At 66.0% G+C, this 26,752-nt stretch carries 25 protein-coding genes and 4 pseudogenes; 8 read left to right on the plus strand and 21 right to left on the minus strand.

The window, feature by feature from the left end:
• Position 1: 1 nt before the first annotated feature.
• Together AC59JP_RS06140 and AC59JP_RS06145 are read right to left on the minus strand one after the other, a co-directional pair.
• A complete protein-coding gene (locus AC59JP_RS06140; protein WP_497324725.1) occupies positions 2 to 430 on the minus strand; it encodes a VOC family protein in 429 nt (142 codons plus the stop codon).
• 81 nt (positions 431 to 511) lie between these two features.
• Positions 512 to 1,372 (minus strand): class I SAM-dependent methyltransferase, encoded by an 861-nt coding sequence (locus AC59JP_RS06145; RefSeq protein ID WP_497324726.1) that lies wholly within the window; start codon positions 1,370 to 1,372, stop codon positions 512 to 514.
• A gap of 73 nt (positions 1,373 to 1,445) precedes the next feature.
• Here AC59JP_RS06145 and AC59JP_RS06150 point away from each other — a divergent pair, with 73 nt between their 5' ends.
• The 3 genes from AC59JP_RS06150 to AC59JP_RS06160 all read left to right on the plus strand — a co-directional run bounded on the left by AC59JP_RS06150 (position 1,446) and on the right by AC59JP_RS06160 (position 4,864).
• Positions 1,446 to 2,258: a class I SAM-dependent methyltransferase gene (locus tag AC59JP_RS06150; RefSeq protein WP_497324727.1), complete on the plus strand. Its 813-nt coding sequence runs from the start codon at positions 1,446 to 1,448 to the stop codon at positions 2,256 to 2,258.
• Positions 2,249 to 3,244, plus strand: coding sequence for a phytanoyl-CoA dioxygenase family protein (locus AC59JP_RS06155; RefSeq protein ID WP_497324728.1), 996 nt, complete (start codon positions 2,249 to 2,251; stop codon positions 3,242 to 3,244). The genes AC59JP_RS06150 and AC59JP_RS06155 overlap by 10 nt, the downstream gene beginning before the upstream one ends.
• 147 nt (positions 3,245 to 3,391) lie before the next feature.
• Positions 3,392 to 4,864 carry an amino acid permease gene (locus tag AC59JP_RS06160; RefSeq protein ID WP_497324729.1) on the plus strand — a complete coding sequence of 491 codons (1,473 nt, stop codon included), beginning with the start codon at positions 3,392 to 3,394 and terminating at the stop codon, positions 4,862 to 4,864.
• Here AC59JP_RS06160 and AC59JP_RS06165 read toward each other — a convergent pair.
• From AC59JP_RS06165 to AC59JP_RS06200, 8 genes and pseudogenes are all read right to left on the minus strand, one after another.
• Complete coding sequence (locus tag AC59JP_RS06165) at positions 4,815 to 5,273, minus strand: GGDEF domain-containing protein (protein WP_497324730.1); 459 nt, start codon at positions 5,271 to 5,273, stop codon at positions 4,815 to 4,817. The two genes, AC59JP_RS06160 and AC59JP_RS06165, sit on opposite strands and share 50 nt — an antisense overlap.
• Positions 5,179 to 5,438, minus strand: a pseudogene (locus AC59JP_RS06170) (dihydrofolate reductase family protein); the annotation flags it as partial. The pseudogene AC59JP_RS06170 and the gene AC59JP_RS06165, both read right to left, overlap by 95 nt.
• A gap of 65 nt (positions 5,439 to 5,503) precedes the next feature.
• Positions 5,504 to 7,084 carry a DUF2207 family protein gene (locus AC59JP_RS06175; RefSeq protein WP_497324731.1) on the minus strand — a complete coding sequence of 527 codons (1,581 nt, stop codon included), beginning with the start codon at positions 7,082 to 7,084 and terminating at the stop codon, positions 5,504 to 5,506.
• A 124-nt stretch (positions 7,085 to 7,208) separates the two neighbouring features.
• Positions 7,209 to 7,406, minus strand: a complete 198-nt coding sequence (locus AC59JP_RS06180; RefSeq protein WP_497324732.1) for a hypothetical protein — start codon at positions 7,404 to 7,406, stop codon at positions 7,209 to 7,211.
• 78 nt (positions 7,407 to 7,484) lie between these two features.
• Positions 7,485 to 9,002, minus strand: a complete 1,518-nt coding sequence (locus AC59JP_RS06185) for an acetyl-CoA acetyltransferase (protein WP_497324733.1) — start codon at positions 9,000 to 9,002, stop codon at positions 7,485 to 7,487.
• A 110-nt stretch (positions 9,003 to 9,112) separates the two neighbouring features.
• Complete coding sequence (locus tag AC59JP_RS06190; RefSeq protein ID WP_497324734.1) at positions 9,113 to 9,538, minus strand: arsenate-mycothiol transferase ArsC; 426 nt, start codon at positions 9,536 to 9,538, stop codon at positions 9,113 to 9,115.
• Positions 9,528 to 10,586, minus strand: a complete 1,059-nt coding sequence (arsB, locus tag AC59JP_RS06195) for an ACR3 family arsenite efflux transporter (protein ID WP_497324735.1) — start codon at positions 10,584 to 10,586, stop codon at positions 9,528 to 9,530. The genes AC59JP_RS06190 and arsB overlap by 11 nt, the downstream gene beginning before the upstream one ends.
• A gap of 16 nt (positions 10,587 to 10,602) precedes the next feature.
• Complete coding sequence (locus AC59JP_RS06200; protein ID WP_497324736.1) at positions 10,603 to 11,058, minus strand: ArsI/CadI family heavy metal resistance metalloenzyme; 456 nt, start codon at positions 11,056 to 11,058, stop codon at positions 10,603 to 10,605.
• A 101-nt stretch (positions 11,059 to 11,159) separates the two neighbouring features.
• Here AC59JP_RS06200 and AC59JP_RS06205 point away from each other — a divergent pair, with 101 nt between their 5' ends.
• On the plus strand, positions 11,160 to 11,519 hold the full coding sequence (locus tag AC59JP_RS06205; RefSeq protein WP_497324737.1) for an Rv2640c family ArsR-like transcriptional regulator: 360 nt from the start codon (positions 11,160 to 11,162) through the stop codon (positions 11,517 to 11,519).
• 425 nt (positions 11,520 to 11,944) lie between these two features.
• Here the strand turns inward: AC59JP_RS06205 and AC59JP_RS06210 are convergent.
• The 4 genes and pseudogenes from AC59JP_RS06210 to AC59JP_RS06225 form a co-directional block, all read right to left on the minus strand.
• A pseudogene (locus AC59JP_RS06210) lies at positions 11,945 to 12,061 on the minus strand (SDR family oxidoreductase); the annotation flags it as partial.
• Between the two features lie 5 nt (positions 12,062 to 12,066).
• Positions 12,067 to 13,290, minus strand: a complete 1,224-nt coding sequence (locus tag AC59JP_RS06215) for an FAD-dependent monooxygenase (protein WP_497324738.1) — start codon at positions 13,288 to 13,290, stop codon at positions 12,067 to 12,069.
• Complete coding sequence (locus tag AC59JP_RS06220) at positions 13,283 to 14,038, minus strand: alpha/beta fold hydrolase (RefSeq protein WP_497324740.1); 756 nt, start codon at positions 14,036 to 14,038, stop codon at positions 13,283 to 13,285. Before AC59JP_RS06220 ends, AC59JP_RS06215 begins: the two co-directional genes overlap by 8 nt.
• A 342-nt stretch (positions 14,039 to 14,380) precedes the next feature.
• On the minus strand, positions 14,381 to 15,349 hold the full coding sequence (locus AC59JP_RS06225; protein WP_497324741.1) for an enoyl-CoA hydratase/isomerase family protein: 969 nt from the start codon (positions 15,347 to 15,349) through the stop codon (positions 14,381 to 14,383).
• Positions 15,350 to 15,474: 125 nt separating this feature from the next.
• Here AC59JP_RS06225 and AC59JP_RS06230 point away from each other — a divergent pair, with 125 nt between their 5' ends.
• Positions 15,475 to 16,224: a TetR-like C-terminal domain-containing protein gene (locus AC59JP_RS06230; RefSeq protein ID WP_497324743.1), complete on the plus strand. Its 750-nt coding sequence runs from the start codon at positions 15,475 to 15,477 to the stop codon at positions 16,222 to 16,224.
• Positions 16,225 to 16,238: 14 nt separating this feature from the next.
• Entirely contained in the window at positions 16,239 to 16,442 is a 204-nt protein-coding gene (locus AC59JP_RS06235; protein WP_497324744.1) for a helix-hairpin-helix domain-containing protein, read from the plus strand.
• Between the two features lie 16 nt (positions 16,443 to 16,458).
• On the opposite strand, the pseudogene AC59JP_RS06240 reads toward AC59JP_RS06235, so the two are convergent.
• The 3 genes and pseudogenes from AC59JP_RS06240 to AC59JP_RS06250 all read right to left on the minus strand — a co-directional run bounded on the left by AC59JP_RS06240 (position 16,459) and on the right by AC59JP_RS06250 (position 19,194).
• Positions 16,459 to 17,878, minus strand: a pseudogene (locus tag AC59JP_RS06240) (phytoene desaturase family protein).
• Positions 17,879 to 18,013: 135 nt separating this feature from the next.
• Positions 18,014 to 18,853: pseudogene (locus tag AC59JP_RS06245) on the minus strand (SDR family NAD(P)-dependent oxidoreductase).
• Positions 18,850 to 19,194, minus strand: a complete 345-nt coding sequence (locus AC59JP_RS06250; protein WP_497324745.1) for a nuclear transport factor 2 family protein — start codon at positions 19,192 to 19,194, stop codon at positions 18,850 to 18,852. Before AC59JP_RS06250 ends, AC59JP_RS06245 begins: the two are co-directional and overlap by 4 nt.
• A 150-nt stretch (positions 19,195 to 19,344) precedes the next feature.
• Between AC59JP_RS06250 and AC59JP_RS06255 the strand changes: the two genes are divergently transcribed.
• Positions 19,345 to 20,172, plus strand: coding sequence for a MerR family transcriptional regulator (locus AC59JP_RS06255; protein ID WP_497324746.1), 828 nt, complete (start codon positions 19,345 to 19,347; stop codon positions 20,170 to 20,172).
• A 9-nt stretch (positions 20,173 to 20,181) separates the two neighbouring features.
• On the opposite strand, the gene AC59JP_RS06260 is transcribed toward AC59JP_RS06255, so the two are convergent.
• The 3 genes from AC59JP_RS06260 to AC59JP_RS06270 form a co-directional block, all read right to left on the minus strand.
• On the minus strand, positions 20,182 to 20,811 hold the full coding sequence (locus tag AC59JP_RS06260) for a class I SAM-dependent methyltransferase (RefSeq protein WP_497324747.1): 630 nt from the start codon (positions 20,809 to 20,811) through the stop codon (positions 20,182 to 20,184).
• A gap of 180 nt (positions 20,812 to 20,991) precedes the next feature.
• Positions 20,992 to 22,023, minus strand: a complete 1,032-nt coding sequence (locus AC59JP_RS06265) for an ABC transporter substrate-binding protein (protein WP_497324748.1) — start codon at positions 22,021 to 22,023, stop codon at positions 20,992 to 20,994.
• A gap of 97 nt (positions 22,024 to 22,120) precedes the next feature.
• On the minus strand, positions 22,121 to 23,755 hold the full coding sequence (locus AC59JP_RS06270; RefSeq protein ID WP_497324749.1) for a cation:proton antiporter domain-containing protein: 1,635 nt from the start codon (positions 23,753 to 23,755) through the stop codon (positions 22,121 to 22,123).
• Between the two features lie 222 nt (positions 23,756 to 23,977).
• Between AC59JP_RS06270 and AC59JP_RS06275 the strand changes: the two genes are divergently transcribed.
• Positions 23,978 to 26,176 carry a sensor domain-containing protein gene (locus AC59JP_RS06275; protein ID WP_497324750.1) on the plus strand — a complete coding sequence of 733 codons (2,199 nt, stop codon included), beginning with the start codon at positions 23,978 to 23,980 and terminating at the stop codon, positions 26,174 to 26,176.
• A gap of 6 nt (positions 26,177 to 26,182) precedes the next feature.
• On the opposite strand, the gene AC59JP_RS06280 is transcribed toward AC59JP_RS06275, so the two are convergent.
• Positions 26,183 to 26,746: a dihydrofolate reductase family protein gene (locus AC59JP_RS06280; protein ID WP_497324751.1), complete on the minus strand. Its 564-nt coding sequence runs from the start codon at positions 26,744 to 26,746 to the stop codon at positions 26,183 to 26,185.
• Between the last annotated feature and the right edge of the window lie 6 nt (positions 26,747 to 26,752).

Here is a 26,752-nt window from a genome sequence, read left to right on the forward strand (position 1 = left end):
GTCACTCGATGTGGCAGACCGCCTCGAGGTTGATCCCGTCGGGGTCGGTTACGAAACCGCCGTAGTAGTTCTCGTGATACTCGGTGTGCACTGCCGGATCGAGCTTGTTGCGTGCCCCCGCGTTCAGCGCGGCCTCATGGAAGCGGCGTACGTGCTCGCGTGAGGGCGCCGCGAACGCGATATGGAGGTTCGGATCGATCGTGTCGCCTTCCACCAGCCAGAAAGAGGGCTTACGGTCCGACCCGAAACCGGTCATATGAGGTCGGCTTCCGTCGGCCGGCGCCGGAAAATCGAGCAGTTTTCGGATGCCGAGCGTCGCGAGCGCCGGTTCCCACACAGCAGTGGAGGCACGAACATCGGTGACCGTGACGTTGACGTGGTCGATCTGAGAGCCCTGAAAGTTGTCGCGGAGGTAGTCGGTGGACGGCATGAGCGCTCCCGGGTTCGTAGGGTCGGAACTACCCAGTTCTAACGGCGAATGCGGACGCAGACGGTCCGCATTCGAAACCGGTCAGCGACGAGTGGTGGTGAACACGTCGACCGGATGCGGCACGCGGATAACGCCATCGGCGCCGGGCACGGATACAGCATCGAGGTACGCCCGTACGGGTCCTCGCAAATCGGGGGTCAGGCGGGCTTGCACCGCGAAATCGAGTACGTCGTCGCTTCCGGATGCGAGGTCGACGAACGCATCCAGGGAAATCACCTCGTCGAGCGTGATGTCGTCGTCGACGAAGGCTTTCTCCACGTCGGCGCTGAACCACTGACGGTGGTCCTCGAGAGGCGGGGCCAGCACTCCGACCAACGCATTGAGCGCGGCGAGCGGTGCGTTGAGGACCCACAGCCGACCGCCCGGTCGCAAGAGTTCGACGGCGGCGCGCAGAGTCTGCCCGACGTCGACGACGTAGTAGATCGAGTGCACGAACAGCACGATGTCGAAGTGCTCGTTCGTGGGCGCCTCGTCGAAGGATGCGACATGCACCTCGACGCTGAGCTCGGCCGACCCGAGTCCGGCCATGGCCGCCGAGAACTGCTCGGCGCTCCCGGACCAGGGATCGATGCCGACGTAGCGCACCCGTCGTCCGGGCGCCGCACGCAACAGAGCGTCGGCGAGGCGGACGTCCAGAGAGCCGTCACCACACCCCACCGAGAGAACCGACACCGGTCCGTCCGGCAACTCCGCCAGTCGGCCGACGAGGTGATCCGCGATCAGATCGCGCTGATTCGACAGCCGCTCGAACGCCGCGTGGTCGCGGGCGTACGTCTCGGGCTCGAGGCCCGGAAGTCGCGGCGCGCTCAGCCGCCGGGCGCGCAGATCGTCGAGAAGTACGGCGACGGTGTCCGACGACGGCGTCGGGGCTACGTTGGACATTGGTTCGAGTGAACCACGACGCCGTTTCCCGGTGCGTCGCGGTCGGTTCGACGAAGCAGAAACGAGGAACGGTGTGAGCAGCGGAGACACAGCCGAGCGAAGTCTCGAGCACTGGAGCGAGGCCGGCCGCACAGGCATGGAAGCGTTCTACGCGCTGGCGACCGAGGACTACCGTCAGCTCGCTCAGGCCGCCGACTGGCCCACCCTTCTCGCCGAACGCGCACACGACGGTTGGTCGTTGCTCGACGTGGCCTGCGGAAGCGGAAAGTTTCCCACCGCATTAAGCCGTTACACCGACCTGTCCGCCGTTCCCGACGTGGCCTACGACCTGCTCGACCCGTCGGAGTTCTCGGTGGCCGAAGCGCGCAGCGTTCTGGCCACGCCCTTCGTGGCCCGACACGATCTGGTGACAACCCTCCAGGACCTCCCGGACGAGTACTCCGGATACGACGTCGTGTGGGCCACCCACGCTCTCTACGCCCTTCCGCCCGCGGAACTGGATCACGCAGCGCAGCGATTCGTGGCCGCACTCGCCCCCGGCGGTCTGGGCCTGGTCGCGCAGGCCACCGCAGCGTCCCACTACCTGGCGTTCTACGACGCGTTCCGGACCGGCGTGCGCGAGGCAACGCCCTACACGACGGCCGAACAGGTACGCGATTCGCTGATGCGCGCCGGCGCGGACGTGCGCGATCAGCGCGTCACGTACACGACCGGAACGTCGGATCGCGCAGTAGCGGAGGGCTTCCTCCAGCGGTGCGCCTTCGACGATTCGGTGTCGCTGGACGAAATGGAGGCGGCGCCCGTGTTGGGCGACTACCTGGCGTCCTGCCGCGACAAATCCGGGGCGTACACATTCTCCCACGAGGCGGCCTTGCTGTGGCTCTGACCAACCCGCCGACCAACGATCGACTCCCCGAACAGAACCGCGACGGCGGCCTCGAGCAGGAGTGGGCGGGCGACGATCAGGACTGGTGGGACTGGTACGTCACGCTGGCCGCCAACGACCACGCGCCCGTCGAGCTGGTGGATGGCCCCGGCCTTCCCGACGTCGAGCCGGCGTCGGACGAGCAGGTCGAACGTGAGCTCGCGGAGCCCTACGACCTCCACGCGACTGCGATCGACGCCTTCGCGCGGGACGCGTTCGTGCGGCTGCCCGGCTTACTGTCGCCGGCCGTGGTTCGACGCCTCGCGGAACGTCTCGACGAGCTGCTCCGCGCCGAGCACGGCGACAACGTGTCCGGTCGCTTCACGGCTCTCGAACAGATGTGGCTGCACGACGACCTGATGCGTTCGGTGGCGCTGTCACCTCGGATCGGTGGCGTGGCCGCGACTCTCCTCGACGAATCGGCAGTCCGGCTCTATCACGACAATGCGCTGTCGAAGGAACCCGGCTGCGGACGTACACCGTGGCACCACGACGCCGAACACTTCCCGCTGCAGACCACGCAGGCGGTCACCGCGTGGATGCCGATGTCGGCGATCCCCGGCCGGATGGGTCCACTGTCCTTCGCCCGCGGCCGCGACGTGCTGAGCAAGGTGTCCGACCTGGAGTTCGACAAGGTCGGTACGTCCTACGACGAGGCCGTCACCCAGCGCTTTGCCGACCTGCGTGTCGGAGTGGAATCGGAGCCGTTCGCGATCGGCGACGTGTCGTTTCACTCCGCGTTGTGTTTTCACACTGCCGGCCCCAACCTGACCACACAGCCGCGCCGGGCTCTGGCCACCACCTATTTCGCCGACGGCGCGCGAGTGGTGGAGTCGCCGACATTGATCAGCGGCACCTGGCGCGAGTTCCTTCCGGGTGTCGAGCCCGGTGGCCTGGCACGCTCCGAGCTCAACCCGGTGGTGGGTCGACGCAGCCGGATCGGCTGACCTTCGAGACATCTGTGGAAGGCGTTTCGTACAACTGCGCGCCGCTTCTTGTACACAGTGGCGTGAGCCCCCTGCTGCGCGGCTGCAACAGACTTGGCCTACCGCACGGTGGTAGCCACCGTGCTCGACCCACGAGGGAGCACATCAGTGGCCGCGAACCCGCCCGCAGAGCTACAGCAGACGCTCAAGAAGCGTCACCTGTCCATGATTGCCATCGCCGGCGTGATCGGTGCCGGCCTGTTCGTCGGCTCGGGTGCTGCGATCCAGGAGACCGGTCCGGGCGTTCTCGTGTCGTACGCGCTCGCCGGCATCGTGGTGATCCTGGTGATGCGGATGCTGGGGGAGATGTCCACCGCGAACCCCGAGACCGGGTCGTTCTCGGCGTACGCCGACCGCGCCATCGGCCGGTGGGCCGGGTTCAGCATCGGGTGGCTCTACGCCTGGTTCTGGATCATCGTGCTCGGCATCGAGGCAACCGCCGGCGCCGTCATCATGAACCGCTGGGTGCCGGGTGTGCCGCAGTGGACGTGGGCGCTCGTGCTGATGATCGTGCTCACCCTCACCAACATCGCGTCGGTGAAATCGTTCGGCGAATTCGAGTTCTGGTTCGCGTCCATCAAGGTCGCGGCCATCGTCGCCTTCCTCGGCCTCGGAGTGCTGGCCATCCTCGGACTCCTTCCCGGAGTCGAAGCGCCCGGCATGTCCAACCTCACGGGTAACGGCGGGTTCTTCCCCAACGGGTACGGAGCCGTGTTCGCCGGAATCCTCGTGGTCGTCTTCTCGTTCTTCGGGGCGGAGATCGCCACCATCGCCGCGGGCGAGTCGGAGAACCCGGCTGCCGCGGTGCGGACCGCCGTGAAGTCCGTCGTCTGGCGCATCCTCGTCTTCTACATCGGATCCATCGCCGTCGTCGTCACCCTTCTTCCCTGGGACAGTGCGTCGGTCGCCCTGAGTCCCTATGTGGCCGTGATGGATTCGTACGGGATCCCGGCCGCCGGCACCATCATGGACGTCGTCGTCCTGACCTCGGTCCTGTCGTGCCTCAACTCGGGGCTGTACACCGCGAGCCGCATGATCTTCTCGCTGTCGCGCCGCGGCGACGCACCGAAGAGCTTCGCGACGATCAGTGGAGCCGGTGTCCCGCGCCAAGCCGTACTCGTGTCGACCGTCGTCGGGTTCATCACCGTGGGCCTCAACTACATCTCACCCGACCGCGTCTTCCTCTTCCTCGTCAACTCCTCGGGGGCGATCGCGCTGTTCGTATGGCTCGTGATCTCGGTGTCGCAGCTGAAGATGCGTCGACAGCTCGAACGCGAAGGCCGGACGCTGGAGCTGAAGATGTGGCTGTTCCCGTATCTGACGTGGCTCACGATCGTCTCGATCGTCGCCCTCTGCATCGGCATGGTGGTGCTCCCCGAGACCCGAAGCCAGATGTACGTCTCGTTGGCCCTGGCCGCGATCGTCATCGGAATCGGCGTCTATCGCTACCGCGGCGTCGGTCCCATCGAGCAGACCGACGCAGACCGGGCAGACGCAGACCAGAGCGCAGAACCGACCGAGGACGGCTTGGTCAGCCCCGCGCAGAGTCTCGGCGGAGCCGCGCCCGACGACCGTCCTTGAACCGGTACATTTCCGCGTCCGCGACTCGGAGCAGCAGCAGGATCGCTTGCTCCGAGTCGGCGTGATCGAGGTCTGTGCTCGCGGAACCCACGCTCACCGACAGCCCGGAGATCATCCGGGCCGACCGGAGTGATGCCACCAGATCGTCGACTCGTTTTCGGGTGGGCTCGGGCTCGCCCACGGTGACACAGGCGAACTCGTCCCCGCCGAGACGCGCCGCCACCCACGAGTTCGAGGTGAGCGCGCGTAGGTGCTGAGCGAGGTCGATGAGCACCGCGTCGCCGGTGTGATGGCCGAAGGTGTCGTTGACGCCCCGGGATGCGATTGAACAAGTCGGCGAATTCACCGGTGGCGGTGGGCCAGTAGGCGGCGAAGATGTCGTACGTACGCCGGCCGAGCAGCAACGCATCGGTGCCGTCGTAGGCGGCGTCGACCTGGGCGCCGGACACTTCCTCGATCAGGGGTGCCTGCCACCCACCGAAGGGGAACCCGTTCTCCGGATCTTCCTCCGGCCTCCCGGCGCTTGCCCTACGAGGTCCAGGGTGGTGAACATTTCGATCGTGATGGTGCCCATGGCATGTCTCCTGTCGTGTCGGTATGACAGCGACTCCGACCGGGCCGAACACCGAAACTCATCGGTCAGGTACTGCCCGCCGCGCCGCCGCCACCACCCGCACCGCCGCCGGAGGTGACCGAACCACCACCGGATCCGGATCCGAAGCTTCCGTAGAACGCGGCCCAGGGGAGCACACCCGGTCCCGACGCGTACTGCGCACCTGCCGGGTCGACGAACGCTCGCAGAGTGGTCTCGCTGCTGGGATCGGTGGCCGCCTCGAGTTGCTTCGCGAAGGTGGGCGCCAATCCGAGCGCCACGATGTCCGGCAGCGCAGCGTCGAGATCCACCGTCTCCTGTTGGTCCTTCCCGGCTTGCTTCAGGCCGTCGCGGTAGGCCTCCCACGGAAGCGCTGCATCCCGCCCGGCCGACGAGAAGCGGGAAAACGCGATGGAACCGACGAGTCCCCCGACGAAGACGAGGGCAGCGGGAACCACCGTGAGGAGCATGATCGGAGCCCCATTGGTGGCCAGTGCAATGCCGCCGACGGTGAGGATCAGTCCCAGCAGCGACAGGACGGCCAACCAGGTGCGAGTGGTCCCGCTTCCCTCGGCCAACCATCCCGCGGAGCGAAAGCGCTCCTCCACGAGGTCTTTCGTGGCACCGGGTCCGCTCGCGATTTTCTTCAGGCCGGAGCCCTCCACGACGCCGTCGGCGTCGGCGCTTTCGTGCAGCATGTTCCACACGCATTGCTGCACCTCGCCGCGCACTTTCGCGGCGTCGAGCAATCTGATTCGGACCGATCCTTTGTCCCATTTTCCGGGCTTCTTGTCCTGTTCGAAGGCAAGGGCGTCGGACGCGGCGAGCGCCAGTACCGCCGCTGGAACACCGCTGGCCTGAGCTCTCCCGTGGACCAGCGCCGTCGCCAGTGCCGGATCGGTCGTATGGTCCGGGCGCACCGTGGTCGGTGGCTGCTTCGTCATGGACGGCAATGCCCGCCGCCGGTACAGCGACACGACGCCGGCCATACCCAGAAGCGAGACGATCAGTCCGGTCCAGGGCATCCAGGTCGAACCCGGCCCGGCCGCGAGGCGGTCCAGCGCGGTGACCGGTGGACCGTTCCGGATGGACGAACTCAGTCTCTCGATGCCCGCGTCGAGGCTGCCCGCCACGTCACCGTCGCGGAGCGGTGGGATCAGAGCGTCCTCGACGATCGCCTCCTGCTCGTCGGACGGGACGTTGCCGTCGTCGTAGGTGGATCCGACGTAGATTCCGGCCCGTGCCTCGTCGTCCGACCCGGGCTCCCGGTTGATCAGAATGGCCCCGGCGGTGTCCTGGTTCACGCGCGCCGACGCGACCCATTGCTGCTGGAGTTGCTCGACCTGCTTCAGCGTGGCGTCGGAATCGGCGTCCACTTCCCGGACGTAGGCGATGACGTCGGCGCCGGTCTCCTCCTTCAACCGATCGAGCCGCTGCTGCACGTCCTCTCTCTGCGACGCGTCCAGCGACCGCCCGGTCTGGTCGTAGATACGTTGTCCCGCAACGAGTGGGTCGAACGGCGGGTCGTCTGCCGAGGAGTCGCCCGAGCATCCCACCACACCGATCGCGGCGACGAACGCGAAGAGGCAGACCAGGAAACGACGCGTGGGCGTGCCGGGAATGTCCATTCACGCATGCTAATCAGAGACGGCAAGCGCTTCCAGGGGCGTGCATCGTCTTCCGACGGACTTGCAGGGCCCGATCGATCGGTGGCCGCGTCGGTCGGACGCGGCCACCGATCGTCACACCGGATCAGAAGTGGTTGAACAGCGGACCTTCGCCCGGAAGGTACGGGCCGAGCACCGGGTACGACCAGTTCGACGGGGGCGCCGGAGGTGCGGCGCCAGGAGGGAGGGCGCCGGCGGCTGCGGCGCCGGCGCCCGCGGAGAGGGCTCCACCCGTCACGACGACGATCATGGCAGCGCCGGCGGCAAGCTTGCGAATACTCATGTGAATCTCCTTCACTCGACAGTGCGGCGATTGCCGCACACATCTTGGATGGGTCCACAGGGGCGGAATGTTCCCGAGCTATGCACTTTCGTCGATCGTGATCTCCAGCAAGCCTGCGTGATCGGACACGTGGATCGGGGCGCCGACGAGAGACCGCCGACCGTCGTCCGTGTATCCGATCAGGGTCGCGGCGTCCTCAGGACCCGTATGCCCGGCCACCCGTCGCCCGTCCGGAGTGTGCGCGATCACCAGCGCCGTCGCCGGAAGGCCGCTGCGATCGTATTCGATTGTGGCCGCGTCGATCACGACATCACCGACGTAGTCGTGAACCAAAGTCGGTACGTCCGAAGTGATCTCGACCGGGACCGGGTCACCGATGTACCCGCCGCGATGCTCCGTGCGGGCCAGCAGCACGGTGTGCTGGTGAGTCAGATAGCCGCCGTTGGCGTGGACCAGCGCTACGTCGTCCGCCGAGCCGGCTCGAAGCAATCGGGTCACCTCCACGATCGCGTGCAACGTGTAGCTGTTGAGCGGCCCACCGAAGAACGAGTGCCCGCCGAGCACGGTGGGGACGGTGTCCGGCCCCAACCCGAGCGTGCGTACGAGGAGCTTCGGTACGACCGGAAAGCAGCTGTACGCGTCGACGAGCGACAGTGCCGCACTGGTGACGCCCGCGCGGTCGAGAGTTCGCGCGACTGCGGAGTGCAACGCGGGTGACTCACCGAAGTTGTTGCGTGCCAGAACGTCTGAAGTGTCCGATGCGCCGGCACCACCCCAGAGGTAGACCAGTCGATCGTCCGGGACGCCCCACTCGACCGCCACGGCGAGCGAGCACACGACCACGGCCGCGGCTTGGTCCACGAAGGGCATTGCGTTCATCGACAGGGGATAGGCGTCGCTCACCCGTCGGTTGCTCGGGCCGACCGTCGCGATGTCCTCGGCGGTTCGCGCGACGGGTGACCACGCGGCCGGGTGCGACGCGGCAACCTCGGAGAACGCCGCGTACAGCTGCGCAGACCGCTCCAGAGTTTCTGCCGGGGTCTGGCCCGTGTCGTGACCGAGGCGGTTCTCGAACAGTGGATACACGCGGGTCGGGGTGTGGGCGCCGGCCCGCTGCATTGCTGCGCTGCCCAGGTCGTCGGGCGAAAAGGCTGGTGGGCCACCGGGTTCGGCGACCCACCCCACCGAAGCCGGGTCGGTGCCCGACTTCGTCAGCGCGCGCACCGAGGCCTGAGCCTCGCCTCCGACGAGGAGCGCGACGGCCGACGCCCCGCTCGCGATGTCGGACCCGATGCGATCCAGGAGTGCGGCCGGCCAGTGTCCGCCGATGGTGCTCGTCGTCGTGCGTGGGGCGTGCGCACCGATTCTCTCGGCGATCATCGCCGGCAGGTCGTCGTGAGCCCAGCTCGCGGTCTTGACCGTGTGAATTGCGTCGACGCGAGACCCGACGTCCTGAATTCCCGTGTCCGCGAGCGCAAGGTCGACCGCGTCGGCGATCAGGTCCAGCGGCTGGCGAGGTTCGGCGGGTGACCCGGCGCGGCCGTGTGCCAGGTCGCCGACACCGATGATCACCGGGACCGTGTGGGGATCAGTCATGCGCCCGACTGTATTCCAGACGTCGAGGGCGGCTGCGCCACCCGTGCGCGAATTAGTGCCCTGGAAGGGCGGAATTCGCGCACAGCAGGCAGTTGAGATCCGTTGCACGGTTACGTGAGGCGATCGTGCAGCTCCTTTACACGCGCGGCGATGTCGTCGCGGACGAGACGCATTCGTTCGATGCCGTCGATCCCTCGCAGCGACGGCTCGTCGGTTTCCCAGACCTCGATCGGAGTGCCGGCCTGCTCGAGGTGAGCTTGGGTTCCGACCACGACGATCAGGTCGGCGGCGTCTACCGCGGCGGCGGTGAGCTGAGTGGGCGTATGGCTACCGATGTCGACGCCGACTTCGGCGAGCACCTGCACGGAGACGAAGTTGACCGACGTCTTGGCGTGAGTTCCCGCCGACAGCGCTTGGACACGCTCACCGGCCAGGTGGCGCATGAGACCTTGTGCCATCACGGATTTGCCGGCATTACCGACGCACACGAACAGCACAGTGGGCGTGGCGGCGTCGGCGAACGATTCATCGGACACGTGCGGCTCCCGGATCGGCAGTCTGGGGAAATTTTCGGCGCAGGGCGAGGGAAACATAGACGAGTCCCACGAGCACCGGAACTTCGATGAGTGGGCCGACGACGCCGGCCAGAGCTTGGCCGGAGGTGGCACCGTAGGTGGCGATCGCGACCGCGATGGCAAGCTCGAAATTGTTGCCCGCCGCGGTGAACGCCAATGTGGTGGTGCGCTGATACCCCAGGTTCAGCACTGCCCCGACGAGGAAACCGCCGCCCCACATGATCGCGAAATAGGCCAGCAGCGGCAGCGCGATACGGACGACATCGAGGGGTTGCTGAGTGATTCGATCGCCTTGCAGGGCAAACAAAATCACGATGGTGAAGAGCAGCCCGTACAACGCCCACGGCCCGATGCGCGGCAGAAAGCGCTGCTCGTACCACTCGCGGCCCTTGGCTCGTTCACCGATGCGCCGGGAGAGGTATCCGGCGGCCAGCGGGATACCCAGGAATACGAGTACCGAGGCAGCAATGTGCCATGGCGAGGCAGAAATCGTGGTTTGGGGGAGACCCAGCCAACCGGGCAACACCGATAGGTAGAACCACCCCAGCACGGCGAACATGAACACCTGGAAGACCGAATTCAGTGCCACCAGAACGGCAGCGGCTTCGCGGTCTCCGCAGGCGAGGTCGTTCCAGATGATGACCATGGCAATGCAGCGGGCCAGCCCGACGATGATCAGCCCGGTGCGGTATTCGGGTAGGTCGGGCAAGAGCAGCCAGGCCAGAGTGAACATCAACGCGGGCCCGAGAACCCAATTGAGCAACAGGGAGCTGAGCAGTAGGCGGCGATCGGAGGTGACGGTGTCGAGGCGGTCGTAGCGCACCTTGGCGAGCACCGGGTACATCATGATCAGCAAGCCCAGGGCGATCGGCAACGAGATGCCGCCGAGCTGCACCTTCTCCAGCGCGGTGTTCAACCCCGGGATCGCCCGTCCCAGCAGCAACCCCGCGGCCATGGCGATTCCGATCCACACCGGCAGCAGACGATCGAGTGTGGAAAGTGCTGTCATCGAGGGTGATTCAGCGTCAGCGTTGTTGGTCATCGTGTTCTCCAGCTCGGTTCGACGAGATCGGCGATCGGCAGCATGACGGTGCCGGCGGCGTGGTTCCGAAGGTCTCGGAGTCGGCCAAGACGGTGTAGACCTCCCAGCGCTCACCACCTGGCCCGGTCACCCAGACCTTGTCCTGGGTGGCGAAGCAACACGTGGTGCCGATCTCTTCGTCGGTGAACAACCCGCCCTCGGTCAGTCGGGCGATCTCGGCGTGGACGGTATTGCTCGAATCCACCTCCACCCCGAGGTGGTTCAGGCTGCCGCCCTCGCCGGGATTCTCCAACAGCACCAGCTTCAGCGGAGGATCAGCGATGGCGAAGTTCGCGTACCCGGGCTTGCGCTTGGCCGGCTCGGCGCCGAAAAGCGTTGAGTAGAAAGCAATTGCGGCGTCGAGGTCGTCGACGTTGATAGCGAGCTGGACACGTGACACGGAGACGCCTTCCAGGTTGTGAGACATATGTCGAACCAAACGACGTCGCCAGCATGGTCTACCTCTTTGATATATGTCAATCCTTATGGCAAGGTAACTGTATGCCGAAGTCGCTACCTGTGATCGACACCTCGGCGCCGGTGTGCTGCGCTCCGGTGGCCTCGGGCCCGATGAGTGATGACGACGCGTTACAGATTGCCGTGCGCCTCAAAGCGCTGGCCGATCCGGCGCGAGTCAAGATCGTGTCGTACCTGTTCAGTTCTGCTGCCGGCGAGGAGAATTCCGGTGAACTGGCCGCCGTACTGGAATTGACCGAGTCCACGGTCAGCCATCATCTGACCCAACTGCGACGGGCCGGGTTGGTGACCTCGGACCGGCGTGGCATGAACGTTTTTCATCGGGTCCGCCCGGAGGCCTTGCAGGCATTGTGCGTAGCGCTGGATCCGAACTGCTGTACCTGACGCGGCAGCGCGAATCGAAAACCTCAGCGGCGCATGCCATTACGTCACAGTGACGAATCGGCCCATGACAACGTGGACCACCAGGGGCGACGATCGGGGGCGCCGTTGAGCAACTCGAACGCGAGGAGCGGTCGAGTTGGGAGGCCCGAAACCGTTCGGACCAGCCCTGCGCGAGATTCGGTTCGCGCCGCGAATGACGCATGGACGAGACTGCATCGGAGGCTCGAAATCTCAGCGGCTCGAAACCGCGGTGCGGCACGTGTGCGATGAATGCAGCGTGACGAGCACACAGTGGCCGCCCGAGTCGTGCGGGCCACCGAGCCGACTCCGCCGGAACCATCGGCCAGCAACTTCTGGCTGGTCCACGTTTTGCCGATAATCGACATTATGTCAATTCGGACCTGACTGTCGGATTGCGCGCCTGCTCAGCGGGTGGTGTAACCGCCGTTGGCGAAGATGGTCTGACCGGTGATCCACCATCCCTTGTCGACGAGGAACTCCACGATTGGGGCGATGTCGTCGATCTTGGTCAGCTGGTGTCCGGTGGTCAGCTCGCGGCGGCGGGTGCGGTGCGGGGCGCACTTTCCATGTCGCTCGCGACGAAACCGTGGATCCAGTCGAGATGACGGTCGGGCAGCGTGGCGTCGGCCATCCGGGCGTCCCGTGCGGCCCGCAGCGGTGAATCGTCGGGTAAATGCAGCACGTCGGCGGTGGTGATCGAGGCGTACTGCACCTTCCGCGTCCGATCGTGGCGGAGCGCGAAGTACCGGCTCTGGGCGGTCGTGAGATCTGTTGCGTCGGCAAGGCAGTCGGCGAGAACGACGGCATCCTCGATGGATTGGTTCGCGCCCTGTCCGTGATGCGGTACCAGCGCATGAGCGGCGTCGCCGAGCAGTGAGAGGCGCCCGTAGTTCCAGCGCGCCAGGGGCGGCCGGTGCATCAGCGCCCAGCGCTCCCCCACCGGTGCGGCGTCGACCATCTCCCGGATCGCGGGATGCCAGTCGGCCACGAGGGCGTCGCGTTCGTCCGCGGTCGCCTCAACGGTCCACGCGGTCGACGACCACGGCGCGGGCCCTCGTTGCACAAGGAAAAAGTTCTGCGCACCGGAACCGCTCGGATAGTGCAGTAGGTGACCGCCCGGGCCCATCCAGAACTGGATCGCGTGTGGGTCCGGCAGCAAGCGGAGAAGTTCGCCGTCGACGACACCGCGGAAGGCAGAGCTCCCCGAGTACAGCGCGTCGTCGTAGCCGAGCATCATCCGGCGCAGGACCGATCGCGCGCCATCGGCCGCCACGATGAAATCCGCCGTGACCGAGGTGCCGTCGGCGAATGTCAGGACCGCGTCCCGTCCGTCTTCGACGCTGCCGACGTCGCACCCTACGACGGCTTTGCCGAGGTGGATGGAGTCGTCTCCGACGGCGCCCGACAGGATCGACTGCAGGTCTTTGCGGTGGATCCCGGCGTAGGTCGCGCCGTAGCGCTGCCGGTAGCTGTTGCCGCCGTAGTGCCTGCCGATGACCGTGCCGGACCGCACGTCGCGGTAGACGAGTTCGGGGATGTCGGCCCACACGACTTCGAGCTGATCCTCGAGCCCGAACGGGCCCTCGAGGAACCGGGTCGCGTTGGCGGACAGCGCGACTGCCGCACCGACTTCGCCGAGCTCGCTGGTCTTCTCGTAGATGTCGCAGGAGATCCCGTGGTGGCGCAGCGCCAGCGCCAGCGTCAACCCGCCGATGCCGGCCCCGACGATGGCCACCCGGAGATCATGCATGACGGCTCGCGACCGGAATACCGACCGTTGCGGCCTCGACGAAAGAAGCGGCGAGCGTCTCGGGCGTGGTCAACTGCGCCTCGTGGCTGCCCGGGGTGTGCAGCAGAGGGGTCCCCTCGGGGAGTCGTCCCACGAAACGGTCCCAACCGAACTCGCCGGGCGGCAGCGCCAGGTCGTCATCGGAGAGGAGGTACACCGAGGGCAACCCCAGTCGGGCCCAGTCCTCGAGGTCGAGCGAGTCGTCCATGGTGTGGAACGGCTGGCGCTCCAGCAGCGGATGAACCACCCACTGTACGTCCTCGGAGGCATCCTGCATGAAGGCCGCGGCGAACACCTCGAACGGGAACATCACCGAGTTGTCACGCGACGCCTGCGCGGACCCGCGGAACATGTCCCCGTACGCGGGCGGGCACAGGTCGATCAGCGACTCGCCGGTGCGAGGCACGAATGCACTCCAGTAGACGAGCCGCTTGATGCGGTCGGGGATCCGTTGCGCCGCTCCGGAGACCGCGAAGCCTCCCCAGCTGTGGCCGAGCAGGACGACGTCGCGCAGGTCCCGGTGCTCGATGTAGTCGACCAGCGCGGCGACGGAGTGCTCGAGCCGGACGTCGGCCCGCTCGTCCTCGGTTCCGAGTCCGGGCAGGGTGGGCGTGTGGACGGTGTGGCCCTGCTCGCGCAGGATCTCGGCGACGGGTCGCCAGGTCCAGCCGCCGTGGCACGCGCCGTGGACGAGAACGAATGTGGTCATGTCGGTGTCCTTCACCTCGTTGTGTGGAACTGGGTCGTCGTGGACGTCGGCGCGGGCTGAGCCCGCGGCGATGTCGGACCGGTGTGACGTCGGGGAGACCGCAGAAGATCTCGTGCAGTCGCTCGGAAATTCCTCCGTCCGTCGTGATGTCTTCGACATTAAGACGGCGACTCTTCGCACACAAAGACACAGATTCGCTGGATTGATCGTCGAGAGTAATCAATGGGGGCGGCGCTGGTGTTGACCCTCGTTGGTCATCGCGTGTCTCGATCTGTTGCGACTATGGCGGCGGAACACATTGCGCGCCAACCTTTTTCTACAAGGGGCGACTCGTCGCGGTGGTCACCTCTTCTGGCCTGCGGTCTGGCGGGGCACGTAACCCGCCGCCAGAGCCTGCTCGTAGATGTCCGGGTCGTAGAGCGGAAGTTCGCCGAGCGCCTCGGTGGACGCCATGTAGTCGAGCATCAGCTCCTGAGCGCGCGCCGACGGCATGAGCGAGATGAACTCGGCGTTCTCCTTGACGAGTCCGTCCTCGAGCGGCAGGGAGCCGCCGAGGTAGATCGACCGCTTGATGGCCCCGATGGCTTCTTTCGAGCGGGCGCCGAAGTGGCCGGCCATCTCGAGCGCCGTCTTCATCAACTGATCACGCGGCACGACGGCGTCGACCGCGCCGATCTCGAGCGCCGTCGCCGGGGTGAACGGCTTACCCTCCATGATCGCCGCGAGCGCGCGGTGCTGACCGATCAGGCGCGCGAGGCGTTGGGTTCCGCCGCCGCCGGGCGGGAACCCAAGCAGCACCTCCGGCTGACCGATGACCGAGTCGTCGTCGACCATGACCCGGAGATCACAGGCCCACGCCAGTTCTGCGCCCAGACCCAGAGCCGATCCGTTCAGAGCGCCGATCACGACCACGCCGCTGGAGTTCATCTTGAGGAAGGTGGCGTGCAACCGGTCGAGCTGTACTGCACCCCAGATGGGCGTCTTGCGCACCACTCCCTCGAGGACTCGGCCGCGGTCGGCGTTCTTCGCCGTCCGCATCAGTGCCGATGCGACCGTCGGGCTCAGCTTTGGGGTCGCGGCACCCTCGGACTGCAGCCAGAAGACGTCGGCGTGACTGGCGAACCGGGTGGGGTGCTTGCCGGTCAGGATCATGGCGTGGATCGACGGATCGGCGCCCGCCCGCTCGATGAGGACGTCGAGCTGATTCGCGAGCTCCAGGCCGAAAAGCTGATGTCGGCCCCCGTCGATCGTGACGACCATGACCGGTCCGCGCTGGTCGACCAGCAACGTCCCGTCGGAGTGATCGGACATCGTTGACCCCTCTCGTGGGCTCCCACGTCGAGGTGACGGCGGGTGGCGACGCATACAATAACTTGGTTATTTTGTTCTTCGCAAGGAACTCGGTCGGATCCGGACCGGTGATAGCGTCAGCCGCCATGTCGACCGAGAACTCCCGGATCCCCGACGCGCGGGATCGCCTGCTCGGCGCCGCCGTCGACATCCTCGCCACGGACGGCCCGGGTGAGATCAAGGCGCGTCGCCTCGCCGCGGCGACCGGGATGTCGACGATGATGGTGTACTCGACGTTCGGTGGGATCCCCGGCCTCATCGATGCTGTGCGTGAACGTGGATTCCTCGCTCTCCGTGACGCTTTCACATCGATCCCACCCACCGACGATCCCGTCGCCGACCTCTTCGGCCAGGCGCTGGCCTGCCGTGAGTTCGCGACGCGGAATCCACATCTCTACGACCTGATGTTCGGGCTCTCCGTCCGGTCGTATCGCCCGGTCGCCGACACGGGCTCACGCAGCGGACACTCCGAAGCATTCGCTGCCGCCAACGACCTGGTCGTCGGCGTCGCCGAGCGACTCGTCGCCGCGCGACCACGGGTGACGGAGTCCGCCATGGCGATCACCGCCCAGTTGTGGAGCATCGTTCACGGGTTCGTGTCCCTGGAAGTCGCAGGTCACTTCGTCGAGTTCGACGACCCCGTCGCGGAGGTGTTCATCCCGATGGGGATCAAGTTCGTCGTCGCCGCCGGCGACGATCCCGACGCTGCCGTCGCATCGCATGTCTTCGGTCGCCGGAACTGGGAAGCGGCCAGCCGATCTGGATATCCACGCTTCGCGACTCCAGATGAGGACGATTCGCCTCCGATCGGCGGCACCTCGTCGCCTTCGTTGTGAGAAACTCGACCGTTGTGAACGCGCAGCACACAAACGACCGCGGGCCGATTTTCGACGGAGTGCGGATCGGCCGGCCGGCCACCGGCGCCCTGGTGGACGCCGGCTATCAGACTCTCGGGGACCTTCCGGACGACCTGGCAGAACTACTGACCCTGCACGGTGTGGGTCCGTCGGCGGTGCGACGCCTCCAGGAAGCGCGCAACTCCGCCTCCAGTTAGGCATCGAGCCCACCGCTCACCGCTTGTGCAGGTCCGAGAGGGCGCGTTGCGCTGCGTGCAGCCCGGCCATACCGTGTGCGCCCGGGCCCGGGGGTGTTGCTGCCGAGCACAGGTAATACCCGGCGGCACCGGTCCGGTAAGGGTCGCGCCCTGGCCTCGGACCGAGTAATAGCTGCTTCGGAGTCGATGCGCCACACAGGATGTCGCCTCGAACGAAGTTGGCGTTGCCGTCGGCGAAGTCGTGCGGTGTCGTGGTGACGGTTTCGACGATACGGGGAGCGAAAGCCGGGCGCGAACTGTTCGATCCGGTCGGTCACCACGTCGGTGAGGTCGGCATCGGAACCTGTCGGCACGTGCGCGTAGGCGTAGAGCGGAACGATGTCACCGTCCGCTCGCTTCGGATCTGCCACGTACTGCTGGCCGACGAGCACGAACGGATTGTGCGGCATCCGCCCCGCCGCGACATCCGCTTCGGCGGTGACGACTTCGTCCGCCGTTCCTCCGACATGCACCGTGCCCGCTGTTCCGACTCGAGGGTCCGTCCACGGGGCACCTCCTCGCACCGCGTAATCGACTTTGAATGCCGCCGGCCCGTACTGGAACCCGCGATAGGAAGTGGCCGTCCTCTTCGGTAGCGCCTGTCCGAGAATCGATTCCACCGCAGTGGGGCTGGTGTCGAACATGGTGATGTCCGCGGCGGGTAGATCGGAGCGGGATCTGACGGTGATGCCGGTCTCCACCGTTGCCCCGAGATCGAGCAGCGCGTTCTGCAGTGCGCGGGAAATGGCCGCGGTGCCGCCCACCGCCACAGGCCACCCGTTGTGATGGCCGGCCGTGGCGATGCCGACACCGATCGCCGAGGAGAACACCTCGGTCAGCGGTCTCATCGCATGTGCCGCTATCCCGAGCCACAGCGCACGGCCCTGCGGTGTGGAGAACAATCGGGACAGCGCTGCGGCAGGGATTGCTGTGGGGGCACCGAAGCGGGCCAGCAGCAGCGGATGTCGGGGAACGTGCACCACAGGGCCGAGCAGATCCGCCGAGAGGACACCGAACTTGCCGGAGGTATAGCCGAACATGGCTTTCCAGCGGCGCCCGTCCTCCCCCAGGCCGTCGGCGGTGCGCTCGACGGACCGGTACAGCAGCCCGGCCGCGTCCTCGGCAAGCGGATGGGCGCAATCGATCTGCGGCCACGCCCATTCGAGCCCGAACTCCTCCAGCCCGGCCAGCGCAGGCGAACCCACTGCCATCGGATGAAATCCTGCGCAGTGATCGACCAGGAGGTCGGCGGCGGTGAACGGGCGATGAGAGCGGGTGCCGCCGCCGATCTCGTCCCGAGCTTCGAGAACCGTCACCCTGGCCCCTGCTCTCGCGAGGGCCAGGGCGGCAGCCAGCCCGTTCGGGCCGCTGCCGACCACTGTTGCTGTTGCTTTCACAACACCGAGTCTGCCGCAGGTGCCGTGGACGTGGATGTGAGCGGTTCGGCCATGGGACCGGCGGACGGCGCCGACGGCGCCGACGGCCAAGATCACCAGGAAAGCGCTTCGCCTACGCTGACCTGCGGGAGCACGTCAGTCCGGGAAATCCGTGCTGCGCGAAACCCTTTCACTCGAGCGGATGTCCTTCAGCGCCGTCTCCAACGTGTCGGTGACGGCGTCGAAGCCGCTGTTGCCCAGAACGAGCCGCTTCGGGGGCGGGTCCTGGGCCATCGCCGCGATCACCGCTCGGGCTCCGCGGTGCGGATCGCCCGGCTGAACACCGTCCATGCCCACGAACAGGTCCCGGACTTGTTCGAGCAGCCCGTGATACTCCGGAATCGGTTCCGCAACCGGCTCATCGGCGAAGCCGGCATAAGCATTCGTGCGAGTCGCTCCCGGCTCGACCGCCAGTACGGAGATGCCCTGCGGCGCAACCTCCTCCCGCAGCGTCTCGGTGACGGCTTCGATGGCGAATTTCGTCGCGCTGTAATAGCCGAAGCCGGGCGCGGCCACCAGACCGGCCACCGACGACACGTTGACAACCCATCCGTTCCCACGCGCACGCATCCCGGGCAGTACCGCGCGAGTCACCGACAACACGGCAAAGAAGTTCAGCTCGAACATCTTTCGCACCGACGCCTCGTCCATGCCCTCGATGGATCCGAACCAGCCGCGCCCGGCGTTGTTGACCAGTACGTCGATGCCGCCGAACCGTTCCTCGGCAGCCCTCACCGCATGCTGGACCTGTTCGGCGTCGGTGACGTCGAGCTGCACGAGAAGAACTCGCTCACCGTACGGCTCGGCCCACGTGGCCAACTCCTGGGGCCGGCGCGACGTGAGCGCCACGCTGTCCCCCGCTTCCAGCGCGGCTTCGGCGAACGCCACTCCGAAGTTCCCCGGTGTTCCTCAGGTGATGAACCAGCGGCGCGTCACGGCTCGATCACCAGCTTGCCGATCAACGCGCCGTCCATCGTGAAGCGGTAGTGCAGGTCCACGGAGCCACCGGGAAAGTCGCCTTCCAGGTGTTGCCGAACGTCGACGCCGACGTCGGTGCTCGTTGCGCCGGCGAACTTCGATGTGTACGTGAACTCGCTGTTGTCGACGGCCGACTCGAGCCAGGCCTCGATTTCGTCACGGCTCGTGTAGTGGTGGCCGTCGTCGGTCACCTCGGCATCGGCGGTGAGGGTTGGGAGTGCTTCGTCGCCCTTTCGGTTGTCGATCGCGGTCATGAACGTCTTTACACTGTTGGGGAGTGCGTCCCATTCTGTGGTCATGAGACAACCGTCAGCCTTCCCCCAAGGGGAAAGTCAAGTCCCGGAATGCAAGTCGCCGATCTCCTACCGTGCCCTTGACCTTGCCGTAGGGGGAAGGTGCACCATGCCCTCGCACGGAGACGCAGGTCGCCCGTCGAACAGGAGGACGCGATGAGCACACAGGTATCGATCGGTGACTTCGCAGTGATGACCAGCTTGAGCAGAAAAGCACTGCGGCATTATCACGAGATCGGCATTCTCGAGCCCGCGCACATCGACTCGTACACGGGCTACCGCTTCTACGACACCGGTCAGGTGGATCACGCACACATCATTCGTCGATTCCGTTCACTCGGAATGTCGATACCCGACATCAAGGCGCTGCTGAGCACCGACGACGCGGGAGCGCGCGCCGAGATCATCACCGCGCACCTCGAACACATGGAGGAGCAGCTACAGCAGACCCGCGACACCGTGGGCGCGTTGCGCGAACTGCTGTCTCCGATCAACGTTCCCGCCTCGGTGACCGTACGGCACGAACCCGCGCTCCCGGTGTGGTCCATCCACGCCAATCTCGCGGAATCCGAGCTCGGGAGCTGGTTCTCGGCGTCGGTGGACACACTGCGCAGCGCGCTCGGCGCGAGTGCCGACGCTCCGTCGGACATCGTTCCCGGCGGTCTCTACGACCGCGCGCTCTTTCTCGAATCTCGCGGTGACTGCACACTTTTCGTTCCTGCACCGTTGGTCGGCCGGCCCCCTGCGGGCGTCCGCGCCGAGGTCCTGCCCGAGACGGAATTCGCGGTACTCACCCATCCCGGTGGTCACGAGGGCATCGATCGCAGTTACGCCGCTCTGGGCGTGTACGCGAACGAGCACCTGATCAGCAATCCCGGCCCGATCCGCGAGCACTACTTCGGCGGAACACCGTCGGCTCCTACGACGTTCACCGCCACCGAGATCTGCTGGCCGATCTTCTCCACCACCCCGACGACCCGCTGAGTCTTCGGCCTACTGATCCGGGCGTCGGCGGTAGTGACCCACCGCCCATGCGCGGGAGGCGTCCGGTCCGACGATGGGCACCTCTACCCCATCGGCGAACAATCCCGTCTGGACGACATCGCCCGCATCGACGGCTTCGTACCAGGCTTTGACAACGCCTTCGCCCCACATCCGGTGCGGCAGCAGATCATCGATCACGACGAGGGTGTTCCGACCGGCGAGGCGTCTCATGTTGCGTATGTCCGCGCTCGCCACCTCGTGACTGTGGCCACCGTCGATGAAGATCAGGTCGAACGTGCTGTCGGAGTGAGCTTCTGCGAACTCGGGAACGGTGATCAACGAATCACCGACGACGAGGGTGTGACGGCCGGGAAAGTCCGAATCGATCTGATCCTTGGCTCTCGATGCGTAGCGGTGCTCCCCCAGGTCGAACGATGTCACCACCACGTCGTCGTGCGCGCTGAGGAACGCGTGGGACGAGAATCCGGCGTTGAAACCGATCTCGACCACTCGCCTGATGCCCGGGCGACGAGCGAGCTCCGTCAGCGCCGCGAGCTCCGTCGCGTCCGCGGAACCCTCGATGTACTCCCCCTGCGATCGCGCATCGTCGACGATGTCCCGCAACTGCTGAAAACCCATGTGCAACATCCCGGAACCTGGAGGCGCGCTGGTCGCCCTCGCAATGCACGATCCTATCGGCGGCGTGCTTCGTAGCGAAGAAGCGTCGCTCCAGATGTGAACGCGGTGCACTCGATCATCTTGGATCGGTCATCGAGATCTGCCGGCCGATTTTGTCCACACCCACCGTCGACATGATGGCTAGCCGATGAAGCGGTCTTCCCAGTTCTTCTGGAACTGTGCCAGTGCATCACTGTCGAGATCCTCGGTCTGCGGGAGCTTGACGTCGCCGGCGCGGCCGATCGACCCCGGGATGTCCGGCAGCACACTGGCGTACCCCTTGGACAGCGCGGTCTGACCGGCCGTCCCCACCATGAAGTTCGCGAGCACCTGTGCCGCGTTCGGGTGCGGCGCCGACGCGAGAACGTGGGAGAAGTACGGGGTGCCCCACGCGGGGTCCGGGAGGACCCAGTCGACAGGCGCACCGGCAGCAATCTCCCGAATCAAAGGAGCCACCATGGGCGTCGCGGCGATCTCACCCGATCCGAGGCCCTGTGCGACGGCGAGGACGCCCGGATAGATCTGTGGCTGCATGTCGGCGAGCTTGTCGTTGAACGCGGGGTCCCAGTTCGCATCGAAGAAGCGGTATTGATCCGTGACGGCGGCGAATCCCGCCGGGTTGACGACACCGACACGGCCGCGGAGTTCCGGATCGAAGAGATCGGTAGGTTTCTTTAGCCCGCCGGGAACCGCGTTCGTATTCCAACCGAGTGCGATCAGAGCGGCACTGGTGAGGAACATCGAGTCCCCCATGATGTTCGTCGACCGGTCGTATTCGGGTTCGTCGAACGCGGGCCCGACTACCGGTGTCGAGTACGACCCGGACTCCGCAGCATTGCGAATCCACGCCGGGTCGGTGGTCATGTGTACGTCGGCTATACCGCGCCCGGACTTGGCCTCCGCCTCGACGCGTGGGTTCAGCTCGACGTCGGAACCGCGCACGAACTGCAAGGTGATGCCCGGGTAGGCCGACTCGAATGCGGTCTTGAGCGTCGCGAGGTTTTCGGGGTGCTGCGAGGAGTACAACTGCACCGTGCCCTCGCTGGTTGCTGCGGCGACGATGTCGTCCCAGCTTCCCTCGACAGGGCCGGTCGGCTCGGGCGCGCTACACGCCGACACCGCAGTCAGCGCCGCCACCACAATGGCTACAACGGTCGATCGTCTCGAGAGCATGCGCGCCTTCTCCTCGTAGCTGAAGTCAATTCACTTCAGGTTAGAGAAGTACCTGCTGCCTCGTGGTGAAATCGCGAAGCTTTCTGTTGGACGGCTGTCACTCGACCTCGGAGTCTCCCCGCGCATCGGTGCGCGTGACGGACGGCGCCTCGGCGCCCTCGACCGGTCCCCCGGCCACCTGATCCGCCAATTCCAAACCGGCACCGGCATACACGTTGAACGCGATGTCGACTCCGTGCTCGGTGGCCCAGCGAACCTCGTCCTCGTAGCGGGCCACCGCGGCGACGCGACCGCTGAAACCGGACTCGCGAAGACACGCGAGCGCAGTGACGTTCGCACCGTGCCGCGGCATCGCGAGTACCGCAATGCGGACCGATTCGGAGCGTCGGAGCTGGTTCCAGAAGTCGAGATCGGTTGCGTCGCCCTCGATCACGCGTAACCCGTCTTCGGCGAGCCGTTCGATACGCGGCCCGTCGTAGTCGACGCCCACCACCCGGAACCCGTAGTGGTCGGTCAACCTCTGATAGGCAGCGAAGCCGACTCGCCCCATGCCGATCACGACAACTTCGGCGTCGCCGGCGTCACCGGGCCGTTCCTCGGGGTGCAGGTTCTTCTCGTTCTGGGCGGGCAGTCGCGCTGCCATCTTCTCCACCATGAGATGACCGCGTCCGTTCACCAGCGCGGATACAACGAAGCTCAGCGCCACCGCAATCGACATCTCCACCAGCCAGGACGGCTCCAGCAAGCCGGAGGTCACCCCGACCGAGACCACGATCAAGCCGAACTCGGAGTAGTTCATCAGCGACAGACCGGCGAGCAACGCCGTGCGGTGTCGCAACTTCATGAGTGTGAACAGCCCGACGTACGCCCCCGCCTTGAACGGTAGGAACAGGAGCATCAGGAGAGCCACCCCGACGGTGGGGAGATCGGGCAACCCCGTCAGGCCGATGGAGACGAAGAACCCGACGAGCAAGAGTTCCTTGATGTGAAAGAGCGATCGGGACAGTTCGGACGCAGCCGGATGCGAGGCGAGCAGCACTCCGATCACCAGCGCACCCAGGTCGCCCTTGAGACCCAGCGCCGAGAACAGCGCATACCCCGGCACGAACGCCATGACGATGCCGAACAGGCTTTGCATCTCGCCGTGCCCGAGGCCGCTCCACACTCGGCGGAGCACGCGGGTCAGTGGCCACAACCCCACCAGCAACAGAGCCCACGGGCTCGGCAACGTGCCGCTCGTGGCCGTCAGGAACACCACCGCGACGATGTCCTGCATCACCAGGATGCCGATGGCCACCCGGCCGTAGAGCGAGTGCGACTCCCCCCGCTCCTCGAGAACTTTGACCACGAACACCGTGCTGGAGAACGACAACGCAAAAGCAAGCAGCGCAATGGTTTCCGCGTTCTGTCCCGTCAACATGGACACCCCGAGCAGGGCGAAGACCCACATTGCCACGGAGCCGAAGACGACGCTGAGGACCATGTGCGCCGACGTCGTGAGCCAGACCTCGCGTCGCAGCAGGATCCTGATGTCCAGCTTCAGGCCGATCGCGAAGAGCAGCAGCGTCACACCCAGATCGGCCACGGTGTCGAGTTCGGGCACTTGCTCGAGGTTCAACGCGTTGATGGCGAACCCGGCGGTCAGGAATCCGACCAGGGGCGGTAAGCGCACCGCCATCGCAAGGCCGCCGAGGCCGAACGTGATCACCAGATAAAGTGCCACAACCGTCATGCGGGTCCCCTGCCGATCGTGAACGGGCCGTTGCCGGTCCCTGCTGGTGCCGGATTCGGACAATTATCCGTGCAGAGGGCATTTCTCACAGCGCGGGCGGACAGTGCGACTGCCGTACCGATCGACACGTTCGGTGGCTCCGTCCATTGTCCGCTGTAAACACAATGGCGTTGCTAGGTTTGTGTAGCGCCGGTCGACCACGTCGCTCTGAATGGAGAATCGATGATCGACCCCCTCGACGACCCGCTGCTGTTGCGGTCCTTGGTGGAATCGTCACCCGATTTCGTCGCCATTGCGGACTTTGCCGGTGCAATTGTCTGGGTGAACCCAGCGGGGCTCGAGATGCTGGGCTTGTCGAGCGTGCAGGAAGCCACAGCCATACCGGCGACCCGAATCCTGACCGAACGCGGAATGACCGTCGTGTCCGATGTCGGTGCAGCGCTCGAGTCGAGGGGTAAATGGCGCGGATACAGCGAAGTTCGGCATCAGCCGACCGGCGACGGGATTCCGGTCGTGGTGTCGGCATTCGCTCTCCGGCGCGGTGACGGCAAACCCGACCTGATTGCGGCGACGCTTCGCGACCGACGTAGCGGTGAAAGAGTAAATACCGAGATCGCGGCCTCGGCCGCTCAGGCCGGGCGCCACGCGTCGGAGCAGAAGGCACTCGCGGAGCTGAGCCGTATCGCCGTGAATGCCGAACTGCCGCAGCTTCTGGTGGCCGCCACCGCGGCGGCGGCAACGCTGATCGGTAGCGGTCACGCCGCCATTGCCCATTACCGGTCACCCGACGACCCCTTCTTGCATGTCGATGCCGCGAACGGTTCGCTCGGATCCAGAGACGACATCCCGGCCGGCCGCGATTCGCTCATGGGTTTTGCGCTGTCGATCCACGAGGCAGTGGTGTGCCAGGACATTTCGGTCGAGACGCGCTTCGACACGACGACGATGAAGGATCTGGGTCTCGAAAGCGGGGTGGCGGTCCCCATCCTCACGGCGGAGGGCACGGCGTGGGGAGTTCTGTCCACCCACAGCGCAGAGGCCCGGTGGTATCACGACGAGGAGGTGTCCTTCCTGGACTCGGTGGCCGGCATTCTTTCTGCGGCCGTGCGGCGCATCGACCTCCAGGGCCAACTCCGTCGTCGCAGCACCCACGATGCGCTGACCGGACTGCCGAATCGCACACTGGCGTACGAGGTCATCGATGCGGCTCTCGACCGCGCCCGGTCGGCGTCGAGCACCGTGGCTCTGCTGTTGCTCGACATCGACGACTTCAAGATCATCAACGACAGCCTGGGTCACGTGTCGGGTGACCGCGCACTGGTTCGGTTCGTCGACCGGCTCACGTCCGCAACCCGCGAGCACGACACCGTCGCACGGTTGGGCGGCGACGAGTTCCTCATCGTGTGCGAAGGGGTGGACAGCGTCTCGCACGCGGAGGACATCGCGCGCCACATCACGTCGTCGATCACGGCTCCGTTCGCATCGGACGAAGTGCCGATTCCACTGAGCGCCAGCATCGGCATCGCGGTGTCCGACGCCACGACCACCCGGCACGACCTCATCAACCGAGCCGACCTCGCCATGTACCGAGCCAAGGACGGGGGCACCGGCGGTCACGCGGTCTTCGACCCCACCGACCTGTACGACGCCGACCGCATTCGGTCACTGTCGCTGGACCTTCGAGGGGCACTCGCCGGGAACGAACTCACCTTGGTGTATCAACCGCTCGTGGACATCGCGACCGCGCGGACGGTGGCCGTCGAGGCTCTCGCGCGCTGGAAGCACCCCACGCTCGGGAACATCGAACCGACGGAGTTCGTGGGGGTCGCGGAGCGAACCGGTCTGGCAATGACGTTGGGCGCCTGGGCACTTCGCACGGCGTGCGCCGACGCCGTCCGGTGGCGCACATTCTGCGACGTCGCAGTCCGGGTGAACGTCAGCGCGCTCCAACTTCGCGATCCGTCCTTTCCGGCGGTTGTCGCCCGGATCCTGCACGACACCGGCTTGCCGCCGCACGCCCTCGGACTCGAGGTCACCGAAACCGTCTGGGTCTCCGACACGGAGCGGGTAGCCGATACCGTCGCCGAGTTGCATGCCATGGGCGTAGCGCTGTTGCTCGACGACATGGGTAAGGGGCACAGCTCGATGTCCTACCTCGACCGCTACCCCATGTTTCAGAGTTTCAAGATCGACAAGTCCTACATCGAACGGCTGCCTGCACCTCGCGCTCGCGCGGTCGTCACCGCGATCGTCTCGCTCGCTCGGGCCTTCGGCGTCACCGTGGTGGGCGAGGGTGTCGAGACTCGCGAACAGCTCGACGCCCTCGCCGCGACAGGATGCGATCTGGCTCAGGGATTCTTCCTGGGACGACCGGCGCCCGTCGAGCAGATCACCGATTCGCTGCGCAGCATCCCGAGATGACGACCCCTATTTGACGACGTCGAAAATCTGCTTCTGAATTCCGTTGCCGTAGACCTCGTGTTCGACGAGCGTCAGCTTGGTCGTGTCCTTGTCGCTCTCGCTGAACAGTCGCTTTCCGGCGCCGAGCAGCAGCGGGTAGACGAGAAGGTGGTACCGATCGACCAGGCCGGCGTCCGCGAGCGATTGCCCCAGCTGGGCGCTCCCCTGCACGGAGATGGGGCCACCCTCGGTCGCCTTCAGCGCCGCCACGTCGTCGATTGACCTCAGGATAGTTGCAGGCCAACGGCTGTCGTCGGCCTGCAGCGTCGTCGAGACCACGTACCGGGGCATCGCGTTGTACAGCGCGAACTCGTCCATCGTGGGCCACACGGGCGCGAACGCTTCGTAGGACCGGCGTCCGAGAAGCATGGCCGACGCTTCGGTCTGCTCCCGGCCCTTGATCTCGTACGCGGCGGGGTCGAATTCCACGTCCTTGAAGGTCCACCCAGAGTTTCGGTAACCCGGCTCGCCTCCGGGCCCTTCCATCACTCCGTCGAGCGAGACGAAGGCCGAAACGATCAATGTACGCACTGTGTA

The organism is Rhodococcus sp. 320_ES (assembly GCF_059691855.1).

What these genes read in the sequence shown, in the direction of transcription:
- AC59JP_RS06270 (WP_497324749.1), bottom strand. Translation starts at nt 23,755, where the DNA reads ATGACGGTTGTGGCACTTTATCTGGTGATCACGTTCGGCCTCGGCGGC.
- AC59JP_RS06140 (WP_497324725.1), bottom strand. Translation starts at nt 430, where the DNA reads ATGCCGTCCACCGACTACCTCCGCGACAACTTTCAGGGCTCTCAGATC.
- AC59JP_RS06215 (WP_497324738.1), bottom strand. Translation starts at nt 13,290, where the DNA reads ATGCATGATCTCCGGGTGGCCATCGTCGGGGCCGGCATCGGCGGGTTG.
- AC59JP_RS06175 (WP_497324731.1), bottom strand. Translation starts at nt 7,084, where the DNA reads ATGGACATTCCCGGCACGCCCACGCGTCGTTTCCTGGTCTGCCTCTTC.
- AC59JP_RS06250 (WP_497324745.1), bottom strand. Translation starts at nt 19,194, where the DNA reads ATGACCACAGAATGGGACGCACTCCCCAACAGTGTAAAGACGTTCATG.
- AC59JP_RS06220 (WP_497324740.1), bottom strand. Translation starts at nt 14,038, where the DNA reads ATGACCACATTCGTTCTCGTCCACGGCGCGTGCCACGGCGGCTGGACC.
- AC59JP_RS06225 (WP_497324741.1), bottom strand. Translation starts at nt 15,349, where the DNA reads ATGTCCGATCACTCCGACGGGACGTTGCTGGTCGACCAGCGCGGACCG.
- AC59JP_RS06165 (WP_497324730.1), bottom strand. Translation starts at nt 5,273, where the DNA reads ATGCGTTGCTGCTCGGCCGGCGTACGTACGACATCTTCGCCGCCTACT.
- arsB (WP_497324735.1), bottom strand. Translation starts at nt 10,586, where the DNA reads ATGACAGCACTTTCCACACTCGATCGTCTGCTGCCGGTGTGGATCGGA.
- AC59JP_RS06230 (WP_497324743.1), top strand. Translation starts at nt 15,475, where the DNA reads ATGTCGACCGAGAACTCCCGGATCCCCGACGCGCGGGATCGCCTGCTC.
- AC59JP_RS06145 (WP_497324726.1), bottom strand. Translation starts at nt 1,372, where the DNA reads ATGTCCAACGTAGCCCCGACGCCGTCGTCGGACACCGTCGCCGTACTT.
- AC59JP_RS06185 (WP_497324733.1), bottom strand. Translation starts at nt 9,002, where the DNA reads ATGACTGATCCCCACACGGTCCCGGTGATCATCGGTGTCGGCGACCTG.
- AC59JP_RS06275 (WP_497324750.1), top strand. Translation starts at nt 23,978, where the DNA reads ATGATCGACCCCCTCGACGACCCGCTGCTGTTGCGGTCCTTGGTGGAA.
- AC59JP_RS06265 (WP_497324748.1), bottom strand. Translation starts at nt 22,023, where the DNA reads ATGCTCTCGAGACGATCGACCGTTGTAGCCATTGTGGTGGCGGCGCTG.
- AC59JP_RS06255 (WP_497324746.1), top strand. Translation starts at nt 19,345, where the DNA reads ATGAGCACACAGGTATCGATCGGTGACTTCGCAGTGATGACCAGCTTG.
- AC59JP_RS06260 (WP_497324747.1), bottom strand. Translation starts at nt 20,811, where the DNA reads ATGGGTTTTCAGCAGTTGCGGGACATCGTCGACGATGCGCGATCGCAG.
- AC59JP_RS06180 (WP_497324732.1), bottom strand. Translation starts at nt 7,406, where the DNA reads ATGAGTATTCGCAAGCTTGCCGCCGGCGCTGCCATGATCGTCGTCGTG.
- AC59JP_RS06205 (WP_497324737.1), top strand. Translation starts at nt 11,160, where the DNA reads ATGCCGAAGTCGCTACCTGTGATCGACACCTCGGCGCCGGTGTGCTGC.